The sequence below is a fragment of the Streptomyces sp. NPDC058289 genome, from assembly GCF_042880975.1.
In the GTDB taxonomy this organism is placed as follows: Bacteria; Actinomycetota; Actinomycetes; order Streptomycetales; family Streptomycetaceae; genus Streptomyces; species Streptomyces stoeckheimensis.
This window is the reverse complement of sequence record NZ_JBHVYI010000008.1, coordinates 120,177-133,931: the sequence shown is the minus strand read 5'-3', so window position 1 is coordinate 133,931 and position 13,755 is coordinate 120,177. Positions and strand designations below refer to the sequence as shown.

14 protein-coding genes and 7 tRNA genes are annotated in these 13,755 nt (G+C 73.7%); 10 read left to right on the top strand and 11 right to left on the bottom strand.

The features are described 5' to 3' along the window. Positions 1 to 12: 12 nt before the first annotated feature. A complete protein-coding gene (locus ACFVX6_RS06270) occupies positions 13 to 1,233 on the bottom strand; it encodes a hypothetical protein (protein ID WP_389688467.1) in 1,221 nt (406 codons plus the stop codon). Further along, positions 1,233 to 1,823, bottom strand: a complete 591-nt coding sequence (locus ACFVX6_RS06265) for a DUF4365 domain-containing protein (protein WP_383955012.1) — start codon at positions 1,821 to 1,823, stop codon at positions 1,233 to 1,235. The genes ACFVX6_RS06270 and ACFVX6_RS06265 overlap by 1 nt, the downstream gene beginning before the upstream one ends. A gap of 255 nt (positions 1,824 to 2,078) precedes the next feature. Between ACFVX6_RS06265 and ACFVX6_RS06260 the strand changes: the two genes are divergently transcribed. Beyond that, complete coding sequence (locus ACFVX6_RS06260; RefSeq protein WP_267040828.1) at positions 2,079 to 2,804, top strand: 3'-5' exonuclease; 726 nt, start codon at positions 2,079 to 2,081, stop codon at positions 2,802 to 2,804. Positions 2,805 to 2,898: 94 nt separating this feature from the next. On the opposite strand, the gene ACFVX6_RS06255 is transcribed toward ACFVX6_RS06260, so the two are convergent. Both ACFVX6_RS06255 and ACFVX6_RS06250 read right to left on the bottom strand, forming a co-directional pair. After that, positions 2,899 to 2,970: transfer RNA gene (locus ACFVX6_RS06255), tRNA-Val, on the bottom strand. A 38-nt stretch (positions 2,971 to 3,008) separates the two neighbouring features. Further along, entirely contained in the window at positions 3,009 to 3,554 is a 546-nt protein-coding gene (locus ACFVX6_RS06250; protein ID WP_389688464.1) for an SRPBCC family protein, read from the bottom strand. 114 nt (positions 3,555 to 3,668) lie between these two features. Here ACFVX6_RS06250 and ACFVX6_RS06245 point away from each other — a divergent pair, with 114 nt between their 5' ends. Further along, complete coding sequence (locus tag ACFVX6_RS06245) at positions 3,669 to 6,134, top strand: SCO7613 C-terminal domain-containing membrane protein (protein WP_389688463.1); 2,466 nt, start codon at positions 3,669 to 3,671, stop codon at positions 6,132 to 6,134. Between the two features lie 84 nt (positions 6,135 to 6,218). Here ACFVX6_RS06245 and ACFVX6_RS06240 read toward each other — a convergent pair. Then, positions 6,219 to 6,290 (bottom strand) — tRNA-Val (locus tag ACFVX6_RS06240). 58 nt (positions 6,291 to 6,348) lie between these two features. Then, positions 6,349 to 6,843 (bottom strand): TIGR02611 family protein, encoded by a 495-nt coding sequence (locus ACFVX6_RS06235; protein WP_389688461.1) that lies wholly within the window; start codon positions 6,841 to 6,843, stop codon positions 6,349 to 6,351. A gap of 177 nt (positions 6,844 to 7,020) precedes the next feature. On the opposite strand from ACFVX6_RS06235, the gene ACFVX6_RS06230 reads away from it, so the two are divergent. Both ACFVX6_RS06230 and ACFVX6_RS06225 read left to right on the top strand, forming a co-directional pair. After that, a complete protein-coding gene (locus tag ACFVX6_RS06230) occupies positions 7,021 to 7,434 on the top strand; it encodes an SsgA family sporulation/cell division regulator (RefSeq protein WP_030011909.1) in 414 nt (137 codons plus the stop codon). 230 nt (positions 7,435 to 7,664) lie between these two features. Then, positions 7,665 to 8,291 carry a CGNR zinc finger domain-containing protein gene (locus ACFVX6_RS06225; RefSeq protein WP_389688459.1) on the top strand — a complete coding sequence of 209 codons (627 nt, stop codon included), beginning with the start codon at positions 7,665 to 7,667 and terminating at the stop codon, positions 8,289 to 8,291. Between the two features lie 273 nt (positions 8,292 to 8,564). On the opposite strand, the gene ACFVX6_RS06220 is transcribed toward ACFVX6_RS06225, so the two are convergent. After that, a complete protein-coding gene (locus ACFVX6_RS06220; RefSeq protein WP_389688457.1) occupies positions 8,565 to 9,008 on the bottom strand; it encodes a hypothetical protein in 444 nt (147 codons plus the stop codon). A 200-nt stretch (positions 9,009 to 9,208) separates the two neighbouring features. Between ACFVX6_RS06220 and ACFVX6_RS06215 the strand changes: the two genes are divergently transcribed. Then, positions 9,209 to 9,706 (top strand): DsbA family protein, encoded by a 498-nt coding sequence (locus tag ACFVX6_RS06215; RefSeq protein ID WP_389688455.1) that lies wholly within the window; start codon positions 9,209 to 9,211, stop codon positions 9,704 to 9,706. Between the two features lie 68 nt (positions 9,707 to 9,774). On the opposite strand, the gene ACFVX6_RS06210 is transcribed toward ACFVX6_RS06215, so the two are convergent. Genes ACFVX6_RS06210 through ACFVX6_RS06200 form a run of 3 tightly spaced genes read right to left on the bottom strand, consistent with a single transcriptional unit; the run spans position 9,775 to position 12,621 of the window. Beyond that, entirely contained in the window at positions 9,775 to 10,599 is an 825-nt protein-coding gene (locus ACFVX6_RS06210; RefSeq protein WP_389688453.1) for a GNAT family N-acetyltransferase, read from the bottom strand. A 58-nt stretch (positions 10,600 to 10,657) separates the two neighbouring features. Beyond that, a complete protein-coding gene (locus ACFVX6_RS06205; protein ID WP_389688451.1) occupies positions 10,658 to 11,485 on the bottom strand; it encodes an aminotransferase class IV in 828 nt (275 codons plus the stop codon). Continuing rightward, positions 11,482 to 12,621 (bottom strand): chorismate-binding protein, encoded by a 1,140-nt coding sequence (locus ACFVX6_RS06200; RefSeq protein WP_389688449.1) that lies wholly within the window; start codon positions 12,619 to 12,621, stop codon positions 11,482 to 11,484. Before ACFVX6_RS06200 ends, ACFVX6_RS06205 begins: the two co-directional genes overlap by 4 nt. A 179-nt stretch (positions 12,622 to 12,800) precedes the next feature. Here ACFVX6_RS06200 and ACFVX6_RS06195 point away from each other — a divergent pair. From ACFVX6_RS06195 to ACFVX6_RS06175, 5 genes are all read left to right on the top strand, one after another. After that, positions 12,801 to 12,873: transfer RNA gene (locus ACFVX6_RS06195), tRNA-Gly, on the top strand. Between the two features lie 45 nt (positions 12,874 to 12,918). Next, a tRNA-Cys gene (locus tag ACFVX6_RS06190) sits at positions 12,919 to 12,992 on the top strand. Position 12,993: 1 nt separating this feature from the next. Next, positions 12,994 to 13,065: transfer RNA gene (locus tag ACFVX6_RS06185), tRNA-Val, on the top strand. 19 nt (positions 13,066 to 13,084) lie between these two features. Then, a tRNA-Val gene (locus tag ACFVX6_RS06180) sits at positions 13,085 to 13,156 on the top strand. A 54-nt stretch (positions 13,157 to 13,210) separates the two neighbouring features. Next, positions 13,211 to 13,285, top strand: a tRNA-Val gene (locus tag ACFVX6_RS06175). A gap of 143 nt (positions 13,286 to 13,428) precedes the next feature. Here the strand turns inward: ACFVX6_RS06175 and ACFVX6_RS06170 are convergent. Continuing rightward, complete coding sequence (locus ACFVX6_RS06170) at positions 13,429 to 13,743, bottom strand: zf-TFIIB domain-containing protein (protein ID WP_389688447.1); 315 nt, start codon at positions 13,741 to 13,743, stop codon at positions 13,429 to 13,431. Positions 13,744 to 13,755: the final 12 nt, after the last annotated feature.

The following is a 13,755-nucleotide window of genomic DNA, read 5'->3' as shown; positions in this document are numbered from 1 at the left end:
GTCCTAGTCGTCCTAGTCGTCCGACGGCAGCGCGTCCCCGGCGTCGAGGGACTCGTCCAGGGACTTCATCAGGCGGTCCCGTTCGACCTCGTCCAGCGGCACCGGCCGCACGTCCGCGGCGTCCGTCAGCCGACGGAACCCGCCCCGCCGCTGCAAGCGTCCGCTGACCCGGATCGGCAGTCCGACCAGGTGGGCGTGGCCCGCCACCCGGTACGACTCCTCGTCGAGCACGACCCGGACGTACGGGATCTCGGCCCCGGCCAGGACCCGCAGCCGGACCGTGCCCCCACCGCCCGGGGCGGACCTCCGCATCCGGACCACGGCTCCCGCCACCCTGACCGGCACCGCGGGTTCGTCCCTCGTGTACCGCGCGGCCGCCTCCCGGAGCACCGGGAGGTCGCCGGGCGAGAACTCCACCGGCTCCGGCCGGGCCGCGCACCCCGCCGGGACCCCCGCCGCCGGGGCCCACGCCAGGGCCACCCGGGCACCCTCCGAGCCGTGGACCAGCGAGATGAGTGCCTCGGCGAGCTCCCGGCTGGCCCCGGCCTCGACCGCCGCGTCGAAGGCTTCCATGCCGCCGGTGGCTCGCTGGTAGTCCACGGCCTCGCGGGCGGCGTGCAGCGCGTGGTGGAGCCGGATCACCGTCCCCCGGCCCCCGTCGACGGGGACGTACGCGGTCAGCCGCCGGCCGCCCGGAGCCGGCCCCACCAGGACTCCGTCCAGTGCCCGCTCCGCCTGGCCGCGGTGCCGGGCCCCGTAGTAGCCGGCCCGCGCCCGGTCGGCCAGTGCCCCGGCGAGGAGCAGCTGGCGGGCGGCCGAGCGGAGCTGTTCCTGGACCGTCCAGTCGGCCTCGCCGTGGAGTCCGTACGCCCCTCGCGGGATCTCGCGTTCCCAGCGGATCTCGTCGCTCGGCACGCTGAGCCCGTACAGCACCTCGCGCGCCGACGGCAGCGCGCTGCGCGAGAGCGCGGTGAGCGCCTCTTCGAGCAGGTCGGCGCAGTCGGGGAAGGCCCGGCTCTCGGGGACGAGGAGGCTGGTGCCGCCGCTGCCCGTGGCGTACGGGGCGGGTGGCGTCCAGCGCCCGTACCGTCCGGCGGCGCCGCCGCGGCGCAGCCAGCCGTGCCGGTGCAACAGGGCGCCGAGCACGAGCGGATCGACCTGCGCGGGATCGGGGGCTCCCGCGGCGAACTCCGGTGAGGAGAGCGGCTCCAGGTGCGGTGACTGCCAGTTCATCAAGGTGTCCCTCCCGACCCGACCCGGGTCATGATCTCGCAGAGCGCCCGGTCGTCGAAGATCCGCGTGGTCGGGATCCGTACGGTGGTCCGGCGCCGGCCGGTCACGGGGTGCCCGGCGAGATTGGTCCAGTAGCAGCAGTGCCGCAGGTCGAGCCGGTCGTGCCCGGCGCTCAGCCATTGGTCGCGTTCCCGCGGGACGAGCATCACGACGAGGATCTTGTGCACGGCGACCGGCGTGCGGGCCAGCTTCACCAGGTGCTCGTTGTCGAGGGTGAAGCCGAAGGTGGGCCCGGCCGGTCCGGCCGGTATCTGGTAAGTCGCCTTGAGCTGGACCTTGATGGTCACCTCGTCGTCGACGACGTGCTCGGGGGCGCCGTGGCTGACGTGCCAGTCGATGCCGTTGTCGGGAAAGGGCTGGGACAGCGAGCAGCCGGCCGCGGCGACGACGGCGTGCAGGTATCCCACCTGAAGGGTTTCCATGCAGGCGGTGGTGGCGAGTGTGCCGCGCAGCGGTCCGCTCCGCGGGTCGGTCCGCGGATCGATCTGCCCCGCGAGCACCCCGCCCGGTTCGGGCTGCGCGAGCGCCATGGACGGCTCCCCATGCCTTCCGGGCTGTGCCGTTTCGAGCGGCCGTGCCGGGCCGCGTCAGATCCGTGCCAGGGTGTCGGGGTTGACGACCGGTCATGTGTGCGGTCCCCCAGTTGAGTTGTCTCCGCAGTCGGAGTCCCGCAAACGGCGTACGGGGCAAAGAGCCCGGGTATCACCGTTTCGGGCAAGGGTGGCGGGGCCTGGGGCGCGGTGCCCGGGTGGGGCCATCTGCCGACGGGTGACGAGGAGTTCGCCATGACACGCTGGTACGAGGGCCCGCTGGCCGCATTCGACACGGAGACGACCGGGGTGGACGTGGAGCGGGACCGGATCGTGTCCGCCGCGCTCATCGTGCAGGAGTGCGCGGGCGGCCGGATCCGCTCGACGCGCTGGCTGGTCAATCCCGGCATCCCGGTACCTCCGGGGGCCACGGAAGTGCACGGTCTGACCGATGAGCACCTCCAGCGCAACGGGCGGTGGCCCGCGCCGGTGGTGGAGGAGATAGCCCGCGCGCTCGGGGAGCAGCAGATGGCGGGGAGGCCGGTGGTGGTGATGAACGCGCCGTTCGATCTGACGCTGCTGGACCGGGAGTTGCGCCGCCACCGGGCGTCCTCGCTGGCCCGGTACCTGGACAACCGGCCGCTGACGGTGCTGGATCCGCGGGTGCTGGACAAGCATCTGGACCGCTACCGCAAGGGGCGCCGGACGCTGACGGATCTGTGCGCGCACTACGGGATAGAGCTGGAGGGGGCCCATGACGCGGGCGCGGACGCGCTGGCGTCCCTGGAGCTCGTACGGGCCGTGGGGCGCAGGTTCGCGGGCCGGCTGGAGCGGCTGACACCGGCGGAGCTGCACACGCTCCAGCAGGTGTGGCACGCGGCGCAGGCGCGGGGACTTCAGGCGTGGTTCGCACGGCAGGGCACGCCGGAGTCGGTGGATCCGCACTGGCCGCTGCGGCCGGAGCTGCCCGCTGCGGCGTGAGCCGGAGCTGCTCGCGGCGTGCGGGGCACGGCACGCGAAGGGTCCCGTACATGCGGAAGGCCGGTCCGTCACAAGACGGACCGGCCTGTCCCGGTGGGCGATACTGGGATCGAACCAGTGACCCCTTCGGTGTGAACGAAGTGCTCTCCCGCTGAGCTAATCGCCCGGGAACGGTGTGAACAATACAGAAGGCTCGGGGCTGGTTCAAACCGCTTCCGGCCGGGCCACCAGATGTGCGGCGAGCCCGCGCCGCCCGGCCCGCATCATCAGGGTGTGGTTGAGCCGGAACACCGGCCGCCCGGGGAACGCGAGCAGGCGCATCAGGGGGCGGCGCACCTCGACCTCCTGCTCGTACAGGGCCCGCGCGCCGCCGGGCCGCGACCGCACGGTCCAGCGCGCCCAGCCCTCCAGGTCACCGAGCAGGGCGACCTCCAGGATGCCGCGCACGGGGTCCCGCAGGAGTTCGGCCGCGCTCACGCGCAGGGTGTACGGGAGGGCGGAGCGGATGAAGGCGGTGCCGCTGCTCCCGTCGGCGGCGGGGGCGACGGCGCGGATCTGGGGCCACCACAGGGGGTAGGACTCGGGGCGTTCCAGGACGGCGTAGACGCGGGCGGGTGCGGCGTCGAGGTCCCACACGCTGCGGAAGCGGTAACGGGTCCACCGGTCGGCGGGGTTGGCGGGGGCGGCGCGGCCGGCGGGGCTGCTGCCCCGCGCGGCGCCGGGGCTGCAGATGCGGCTGCTTCGGTCCATGTCTCCAGTCTTGCGCGCGGCGGGGGCGCGCACCGGGTACTCAGCCGGAACTCACCCGGAGATGAGTACGTGCACCCATGTCCTGACGGGGTGATGGGCGCCACACTCCGAACCATGGACAACCCCCTGCCGCCGGCCGAGGAGCTCGTGCTCATCGACCGGGAACTGATCCAACTCGACGCCCGGCGCCACTTCCTGCTGAGTCGCCGTGCATGGCTGCTCGGCGCCCAGGCCCCCCACGCGTGGGGGGCGCCGGCCCGGCCGCCGGTGCCCGCGCAGGGAGCGGAGGCCTCGGCTCCCGGCGCGCAGAACGTGCTGCTGGTCCTGGGCGCGGTGCTGCTGGCCGTCGCGGCGCTGGCGTTCACGCTGGTCAGCTGGGGCTCCCTGGGGATCGCCGGGCGCAGCGCGGTGCTCGCCGTGGTGACGGCGGCGGCACTGGGCGCCCCGGTGGCGCTGCTGCGCCGGGGGCTGCGCTCGACCGCCGAGGCGGTGGCCGCCGTCGGTCTGCTGCTGACGGTGCTGGACGCGTACGCGCTGTACGCCGTCGGCATGCCGGAGGTGGACGGCACGGCGTACGCGGCCGGTGCCGCCGCGGCTCTGGCGGCTGTGTGGGCGGGGTACGGGCGCTCCCTGCCCGCGCTGCGGATCCCGGTCCCCGCGGCGCTGCTGACGGCGCAGCTCCCGCTGCCGCTGGCGGCGCTGGCCGCCGGGGCGGCGGGGCTGGACATGGCCTGGGCCCTGCTGGGGACGGCTGCGCTGGACGCGGGGCTGGTGCTGCTGCGGCCCGGGCGCTGGTCCCGCTGGGCGGGGGCGGCGGGCTCGGTGGCGGGCGGGGCCGCGCTGCTGACGGGTCTGGTCGAGTCCGCGGCGGCGGAATCGACGGGCGCGGCCCTGGCTCCTTCGGCGCGGCTGGCGGCGGTGGCCGTGCTCGCGCTGGTGGTGGCGTGGCGCGCTTCCGGCCTGCGGGCCGCCTTCGCGGCGGCCGGTGCCTTCGCGGCGGTGGCGGCGCTGGGCGGCCTGTTCCGGCCGGAGCTGAGCCCGCCCTGGGCGGCGGTCGCGTACCTCGTGGTGGCGCTGCCCCTGCTGGGGGCCCTACGGGTCTCCGCGCTCCCGGAGCCGGTGAGGCGCGGCCTCGCCCTGGCCGGTGCGGGGGTGGCCGTCCTGCAGGCGGTGGCCTGCGTGGCGTGGGTGGCGACGGTGCTGGTGGACCGGCTGCGGGTGCTGGAGGAGGTCTGGTCGGTGACGACGCCCGCTCCGGCGGCCGCCGACGGCCCGGGGCTCGCCGCGCCGGTGGCGCTGCTGCTGACGGCCGGGGCCGCGTGGTGGCTGGTCCGGGTGCTCCCGGAGCGGCCTGAGGCCGGGGTGGCGGCGGTGGTCCTGGGCTGGGCGGCGCTGTTCACGGCCCCCGTGGTGCTCGATGCGGCCCCGGGTGCGGTCTTCGCGGCCCAACTCGCGGTGACGCTGACGGCGGGACTGCTCGCGCTGCGGTCCACGGCGGTGGCGGTCGCCGGCGCGCCCGCGAAGGACGCCGCGGCGGCCGGCGGCAGCCCGACGGGCTCCGGGACCGTCGGCGACGGCATCCCCGCGGGCTCCGGGTCCGCGGCGGTCGCCCTTCGCAGTCTCGTGGGGGTGGCTGCGGGCGCCTGCGCGCTGGTGGGGGCCCTGAACGTGTCCGTGGCGGCCCTGGACGGCCGGCTGGCCACCTTCGGGGTGTTCGGCCTGCTGGGGGCCGCCTGCGCGGCGGGAGCGGCGTACCGGCCCGCCCCGGAGTGGGCCCGCGCGGGGGCCGCGGCGCTCGCCGTCGGGTACGCGGCGCTCCTCGCGGTGGCGTTGGGCGCGCTGCTGGATCGGCCGGTGGCCTGGTGGGCGCCGCCGGTGCTGGTGGTCCCGGCGGTGGTGGCGGCGCTCGGGCCGCGGCTGGGCGTCGTACGGGTCCCGGCCGAGGTCGCGGCGGCCGCCTCGGGCCTCCTCGCGGTGGCCCTGGCCACCGGGGACGCTCCGGTGCTCGCGCTGGTCCTGGCCTTGGCCGGGGTGGTGTGCGCTGCGGCGGCGGTGCGGTCCGAGCGCCGGTCGGCGGCGGCCTGGCCGGCCGGGGTGCTGTTCCTCGCGGCGACCTGGGTACGGCTGGCGGCTTCGGAGGTGACGGTGCCCGAGGCGTACACCCTGCCGGTGACGGCGGCGGCGCTGGCCGTGGGGTTCCTGCGGCGGCGCCGTGATCCGCTGGCCGGGTCCTGGACGGCGTACGGGCCGGGTCTGGCGGCGACCCTGCTGCCGAGCACCCTCGCGGTGTGGGGCGATCCGCACTGGCTGCGACCGCTGCTGCTGGGGACGGCCGCGCTCGGGGTGACCCTGGCCGGTGCCCGCGGCCGGCTCCGCGCACCGCTGCTGCTGGGCGGGGCGACGCTGACGGCGGTGGCCCTGCACGAGCTGACCCCGTACGTCGTCCAGGTGGTGGACGCGCTGCCGCGCTGGCTCCCGCCGGCCCTGGCGGGGGTGCTGCTGCTGGCGGTGGGGGCCACCTACGAGAAGCGGCTGCGCGACGCCCGCCGACTGCGGGAGGCCATCGGCCGGCTGAGGTAGCCCGGCGGGGCCGGAGCGGGGGCCGGACGGGTGAAAAAGCCAGAGGCCCGGAGACTGTGAAAGTCTCCGGGCCTCTGGTCCGGGTGGGCGATACTGGGTTCGAACCAGTGACCCCTTCGGTGTGAACGAAGTGCTCTCCCACTGAGCTAATCGCCCGGACGCACCGCAAACATTACCGCATGTCAGCGGTGCTCTCCGCCATGGGCGGGCGGGCTCACTGGTCCTTGAGGTTCCAGGGCAGCACGAGCCCGTACTTCCACAGGTAGAAGCCGATCAGGACGCCCGCGATCACGAGCCCGACGCTGGTCAGGATGATGTTGCGGCGGCGGACCTTCGGATCCAGGGCCTTGTGGGCGGCCTCGCTGACCTTGCGCTTGGTCCAGCGCAGGGCGAGGTGGGCCCAGGCGAATTCGGTGGCCCAGATCGCGAGGCCCGCGAAGATCGCCACCCAGCCCGGTCCGGGCAGGACCAGCATGGCGATGCCGGCGCCGATGACGGCGAGGCCGACGACGAAGACGCCGACCTGCCAGCTCAGGTGCAGACCTCGACGGGCCTTGATGAAGTCCGGCGCCTTGGAGACGTGCGGCGCCTCCTCGGCGGCGGATCCCGTCGTGGATTCGGCCGTGGATTCGGCCGCGGGCTCGGCGGCGGATCCGGCTGTGGATTCGGCAGCGGACTCGTTGGTCTCGCGGTCACTCCCCGTGTTCATGGAGTCGAATCTACCCGAGGTGCCAGCACACGTGAATGGTCGTTTGGATCCGCCGTCCGAGGGACCCAGAGGTCCGCAAAACGGTCAGAGGGGTTTACAACGGCACCGTAGGTGGCATGTCGATTTCGCCGACGTGCGAATCCCCGAGCGCACACTGAGCGAAAGGCCCTGGCGCTTATGAACACCACGGTCAGCTGCGAGCTGCACCTGCGCCTCGTTGTGTCGAGCGAGTCCTCACTGCCTGTTCCCGCGGGCCTGCGGTATGACACGGCCGACCCCTACGCCGTGCACGCCACCTTCCACACCGGCGCCGAGGAGACGGTCGAATGGGTATTCGCCCGCGACCTCCTCGCCGAGGGCCTTCACCGGCCCACCGGTACCGGAGACGTCCGTGTCTGGCCGTCCCGCAGTCACGGTCAGGGGGTCGTCTGCATCGCCCTGAGCTCACCGGAGGGAGAAGCACTGCTCGAAGCACCCGCCCGAGCACTGGAGTCGTTCCTCAAGCGGACGGACGCCGCGGTTCCACCCGGGACCGAACACCGGCACTTCGACCTCGACAAGGAGCTCTCCCACATCCTGGCCGAATCCTGAGCCAGGCCTACAGAGGGAACCCTCCCCCGGCTGAGCCCGGGGGCCGTACGACACCGTCCGACTCGGGGCGACGGTGCACGGCGGACAACCACATACGGAAGTGCCGGCGCTGTTCATGCGGAAGCCACCCGCGTGGACGGCGCCGGTGCGCTTTGGGGTGACCCGCTAGAGTCGGCCACCAGCGGCGGCAGCAGACCGTCACCGCAGGCCCGGCCCTTGAGGGAGACCCCGTGCAGATCCCCCACGACACCCGTCGCGCGCTCGACGTCGTCGTCGCGCTGGTGAACACCTCGGCCGAGACCGAGCAGCCCGACGGGCTGGCGGACGTGAACGCGCTGCGCGGCTTCGTCCACGAGTACGCGATCAGCGACGTCGGCGAGCTCAGCGCCCGCGATCTCGCCGGCGTGCGCACGGTGCGCGGCAAATTCGCCCAGATCTTCGCGGCGCCCACCTCGCGCGCGGCCTCCGTCCTGATCAACGAGCTGGTCGCGACGGCCGGCACCACCCCGCAGCTGACCAACCACGACGGCTACGACTGGCACGTGCACTACTTCGCCCCGGGCGCGTCGGTGGGAGACCACCTGGCGGCCGACGGCGGCATGGCACTGGCCTTCATCGTGGTCTCGGGCGAGCAGGAGCGGCTGCGCCGCTGCGAGGCCCCGGACTGCCGGCGGGCCTTCGTCGACCTGTCCCGCAACCGCTCCCGGCGCTACTGCGACAGCCGCACCTGCGGGAACCGGCTGCACGTGGCGGCGTACCGGGCCCGGCGCAAATCGGAGCTGGGGACGGAGCCGGGCTCAGAGCAGGAAGAGATCGTGCACGGCGGCGAGCAGCAGCAAGCCGCCGATCACGGCTAGGAAGATCATCAAGGGCGGCTGGGAGAGCGCGAAGAGGCAGCCTCTCGGCTCCTCGGCGACGGGAACGGTGGCCGGCGCGGGAACGGCGGGCTCACCCGATGTTGTGTCGGGCATGTCGGGGCGATGATGGCCCAGCGGACCCGCGCGCGCCCCTCAACACGCCAGACGGAACGCGCGAGTTCACCGGATCCCGTCAGATCAGGTGGTTCCCGTCCCGGATCGCCGCGCGGACCTGCCGCGCGGACCGGGGCCGCGCGGCCGGGGTCGGCCGGGTCATATGCCGTGCTTCTTGAGGATCGCCTCGATGTCGGAGAAGTCCTCGGCGGGGGCGGCGGCCGGGGTGGGCCGCGGGCGGGCACCGTCGCCCAGCGAGGGCGCGGAGGCGGCCGGGGCGACGGCCTCCTGGGCCGGGCGGCCCTTGGCGGCCTTCGGCTGCTTCTGCCTTCCCTCCCCCGCGCCCGCTCCGCGCCGCTCTATCGCGCGGGTGGTCACGAAGAGGAGCCAGGCCAGCCCCAGCACGGCGAACCCGGCCCAGACGGTCGGCTTGAAGACGATCCCGGTCGCCCACGCCACGACGCCCGTCATCACCAGGCCGACGGGCACCAGCGAGTACGCCGCGATCCGCGTGGCCGCGAGGAATCGCTTGCGGTAGGCGGTCAGCGCGGCGAGGCCCAGGCCCGCCGCGGACACCGCGGAGCAAATGGTCTCGGCGAGCATGCGGGGCCTCCAGGGGGCGGTGCGGTCGGTCGGACCCGGCCGGCGGGCCGGGCGTTCTGTCCCCATCCATCCTGCACCGGCGACCCTCGCCCTGGCCACGTCCGGAGCCCCCCGCGGGCGGATCTCCGGGACATCTCCGGGTCCCGTCTCCTCCCGAGGTCCCGGTCCGCGCTCATCCCGCGGGCTGGGAGACTGTCCGTATGACCGATTCCGTGATCCTCGACGTCTGGTGCGAACTTCAGTGCCCGGACTGCCACAGCGCCCTGGACGACGTGCGCGCCCTGCGGGCCCGCTACGGCGACCGGCTGGACATCCGGCTGCGCCACTTCCCGCTCGAGAAGCACAAGCACGCCTTCGCCGCCGCACAGGCCGCGGAGGAGGCCGCCGAGCAAGGGCAGGGCTGGCCCTACGTGGAGGCCGTCCTCGCCCGCACCGCGGAGCTCGGCAAGGCCGGCGAATCGGTGCTCGTCGAGGTCGCGCGTGAACTGGGCCTGGACGCCGAGGAGTTCGACACCGCCCTGATCGACGGCCGGCACATCCTGATCGTGGACGCCGACCAGGCCGAGGGCAAGGCGATCGGCGTGACCGGCACCCCGACGTACGTGATCGACGGAGAGCGCCTCGACGGCGGCAAGAGCCAGGAGGGCCTGCGCGAGCGCATCGAGGAGATCGCCGACCGGCTGCTCGGCGCGAACTAGGGCCTGTCGTCAAACTCCCTTCTGCGGGCGACGACGGGAGTTTGACGACAGGCCCCAGACCTGTCGCCTCAGATCAGGTCCTTGGCGTAGTTGAAGTTCGTCGTCCGGTAGCCGAGGGACTCGTAGAGCCGCAGGGCCGGGAGGTTGTCCGTGAAGACGTGCAGGGCGAGCACCCGGTGGCCGGCGGCGAGGGCGACGCCCTCCGCGAGGAGCATCAGGTCCCGGCCGTGGCCGCGGCCCCGGTGCTCCTCGGCGACCGCGACGTCGTAGACGTACGAGTCCCCGCCGTTCGGCGCGACCCATACGGTGCCCACGGGGACCCCGGCCGCCTCCAGCACGGAGAAGCTGACGCCCGGGGTGGCCAGGCCCAGCGGCAGCATGGACGCGTGGTCGTTGACCGACTTCGTCCGTGCGGCCCCGGCCGGCATGCCACGGCTGACCCAGTTCTGCGCGTAGCTCTCCAGCGCCTCCGCGTGCCAGGTCTCGAACTCGGCCTCCGTCATCGGGCGGCCTGCCACCCCCTCGGACAGCGCGGGCGGCCCGGCCGGCAGCTCCTTGGCCATGTTGCGGCTGTACTCGGCGTACCCGAGGGAGCCGGCCAGCCGCAGCCCGCCCGCCGAGCCGGCCGGGACCGACACGCGGATCCGACGGCAGCCCCAGCCGCGCAGTACTTCCTCGGCGGCGAGTGCGGCGACCGTGGCACGGCCGCGCCGGCGGTCGGGCTCCTCGACTGCGAGGTCGCGGATCTCGGCGACCGTCGGCCCGAAGGGGGTGTCGGCGGCGAGCAGCAGGGCGCCGACGCGCCTGCTGTTGACGCGGATCTCGTACGGGCGCGAGCGCGCCCCGCCGGTGCTCTGCTGAAGCGGCCCGCTCGGCCGCAGGGTGGTGGTCATCAGTCGAGTTCTACCCGCCCTGCGGCCCGAAGCACAGCAGATATGCCCGGTCCCCCGGTCAGGAGCGGGGGTCGGCGTCCTCGGCGGCGCGGGCGTCGAAGATCCGCATGGCCTCGGCCGTGACGGGGCCGGGGGCGGAGCCCAGCTCGCGCCCGTCGATCCGTACGACGGCCTGGACGTCGCGCAGGGAAGAGGTCAGGAAGACCTCCTCCGCCTGCTCGAGCGCTTCGAAGGGCAGGTCTGTCTCCTTGGCCCCGCACCATTCGGCGACGAGCGCCCGGGTGATGCCCGCGAGGCAGCCGGAGGCCACGGGCGGAGTGTGCAGCTGCCCGTCGAGGACGACGAACACGTTGGAGCCGGTGCCCTCGCAGAGCCGCCCGACGGTATTGGCGAAGAGGGCCTCGGAGGCGCCGGACCGGTGGGCGGCGGCGAGCGCGACCACGTTCTCGGCGTACGAGGTGGTCTTCAGGCCCACCACGGCGGAGCGCTCGTTGCGCACCCACGGCACGGTGACCACGGCGGTGGTGTCGGGGCGGCGCGTGGACCCGGCCAGCGCGACGATCAGCGTCGGGCCGGCGTCGCCGCGGTCGGAGCCCAGCGGGGAGACGCCCCCGGTGTAGGTGACGCGCAGCCGGCCGAGCGGTACCGGGTTGGCCTCCAGTACGGCGGCGCAGGCGCGGCGCACCTCGTCCGGGTCCGGGTCCGGGAGGCCGAGCCCCCGGGCGGAGCGGGTCAGCCGCTCCAGGTGCCGGGTGAGGGCGAAGGCCGTGCCGTGCTCCGCCTTGAGCGTCTCGAAGACCCCGTCGCCGACGGTGAGGCCGTGGTCGAACACGGACACCTTCGCTTCGTCCGCGTCCCGCAGTGCTCCGTCGAGCCAGATCCTCACCGTACGGTCCTCCCGCTTTCGTCCGTCTGCGTTTCCGTCGGGCCCGTCGGGCCCGTCGGGCCTGTCCTGCCGGTCGCACCGGTGAGACCGGTTGCGTTCGCCTCGACGGCTCCCGACGCTACCCGCAACAGCCGGGCGGCCTTCAGCTCGGTCTCCGCCCACTCGCGGTCGGGGTCGGAGCCCCAGGTGATCCCGGCACCGGTGCCGAAGAGCAGCCGGGGACCGCCGGGGGCCGTGCGGTCGATCCAGAAGGTCCGGATGCCGACGGCGAGCTCGGCCGTGCCCCGGTCGGCGTCGACCCAGCCGATGCCTCCGCAGTAGGGGCCGCGCGGGGCGGTCTCCAGGGCCTCGATGATCCGCAGGGCCGAGGATTTGGGGGCTCCGGTGACGGAGCCGGGCGGGAAGGTCGCGGCGAGCAGCTCGGGCCAGCCGGCGCCCTCGGCGAGTTCCCCGGCGACGGTGGAGACGAGGTGGACGAGGCCCGGGTGCTCTTCGAGCGCGCACAGCTCGGGGACGGTCACGGAGCCGGTGGCGCAGACCCGACCGAGGTCGTTGCGTACGAGGTCCACGATCATCACGTTCTCGGCGTGGTCCTTGGGCAGCAGATCGGCGGCGGTGCGGCCGGTGCCCTTGATCGGGCCGGACTCGACGCGACGGCCGGTGCGGCGCAGGTAGAGCTCGGGGGACGCGGTGGCGATCTCGACGCCGTGAGCCGGCAGCCGAATCGTTCCTGCGTACGGGGCCGGGTTGCCGCGCGCGAGCAGCGCGGTCAGGGCGTCCACATCGGCGCCCGCCGGATCGGGGAGCGGCGCGGACATCACGCGGCAGAGGTTGGCCTGGTAGACCTCGCCCGCCTCGATGTGCTCGCGGATGCGGCGTACGCCCGCGATGTACGCGGCGCGGCCGAGGGAGGAGATCCACTCGTCGGCGTCGGGGCCGCGCCAGGCCCCGGGGACGGGGGCCGGTACCGGGTCGGGGCGTATGTCCCCGAAGCGCGCACAGACGAGACGGCCTTCGAAATCGGCCGTCACCGCCCAGAAGCCGGTGGAGTCGAGGGCACCAGGATCGCTGGTGACATCTCTGAGGTCGGTCGCGAGAAGGCCGCCGAAGCGGGCGAGGGGAGGCAGGTCGTGCACGGCTGCGAGTCTATGACCGGTGACGCCCCTGCGCCGGTGGGGCGTCCGCCGGGTGACCGGCGGTGATCGGGCGGCAGCACGCTGCGGAAACGCGTTTTTGAGCTGGCCCGGGAATCCGCTAGAGTTCAACACGTCGCCAGGGAGCGAAGGGGAAAACCCCGGAGCGAACACGGTGACCTGCGGACGTAGCTCAGTTGGTAGAGCACCACCTTGCCAAGGTGGATGTCGCGAGTTCGAGTCTCGTCGTCCGCTCTGAGGTGGGGGATCATCTTCCCGAGGACCCCCTGCTTGCTCCATGGTGGAGTGGCCGAGAGGCGAGGCAACGGCCTGCAAAGCCGTCTACACGGGTTCAAATCCCGTCTCCACCTCCAAGGACGATTAGCTCAGCGGGAGAGCGCTTCCCTGACACGGAAGAGGTCACTGGTTCAATCCCAGTATCGTCCACTGGTCCGCAAGGATCCCCGCGCGATTAGCTCAGCGGGAGAGCGCTTCCCTGACACGGAAGAGGTCACTGGTTCAATCCCAGTATCGCGCACGCAGTACACTTCACACCTGCCACCTGCGGTGCTCGCACCGTGAACGTGGTCCCGCGCGATTAGCTCAGCGGGAGAGCGCTTCCCTGACACGGAAGAGGTCACTGGTTCAATCCCAGTATCGCGCACCAGTTGTCCGAAAGCCCCGGCCGTTCCCACGGCCGGGGCTTTCGCGTGTGCGGGCTGCGGCCCCCCGCGGAGCTTGTGGGCCCCGGGCGGGAGGACGGGTGGGTGCCGGTCGGTTCCGGGCCCCCACCCCGCCACTCCCTTGGACTCAGGAGGAGAAGAGCATCCGGCCGAAGCCGCCCTTGCGGTGGCCGTGACCGTGGCCGTAGCCGCCGTGCTGCGGGGCACCCCAGGCGGGCGCGGGGGCCGCGTGCTGCTGCGGGTACGCGGCGGGGGCGGGGGCCGGCGGGGCGGCCGGGGGCGGGACCTGGCCGTACTGGGAGGTGTACTGGGACTCCAGGCGGGTCAGCGCCTCCAGCTCGCCGTAGTCGAGGAAGATGCCGCGGCAGCCGCTGCACTGCTCGATCTGGACACCATTGCGGTTGTACGTGTGCATCATCGCGTGACACTTCGGACACTGCATGACCGGACCAAC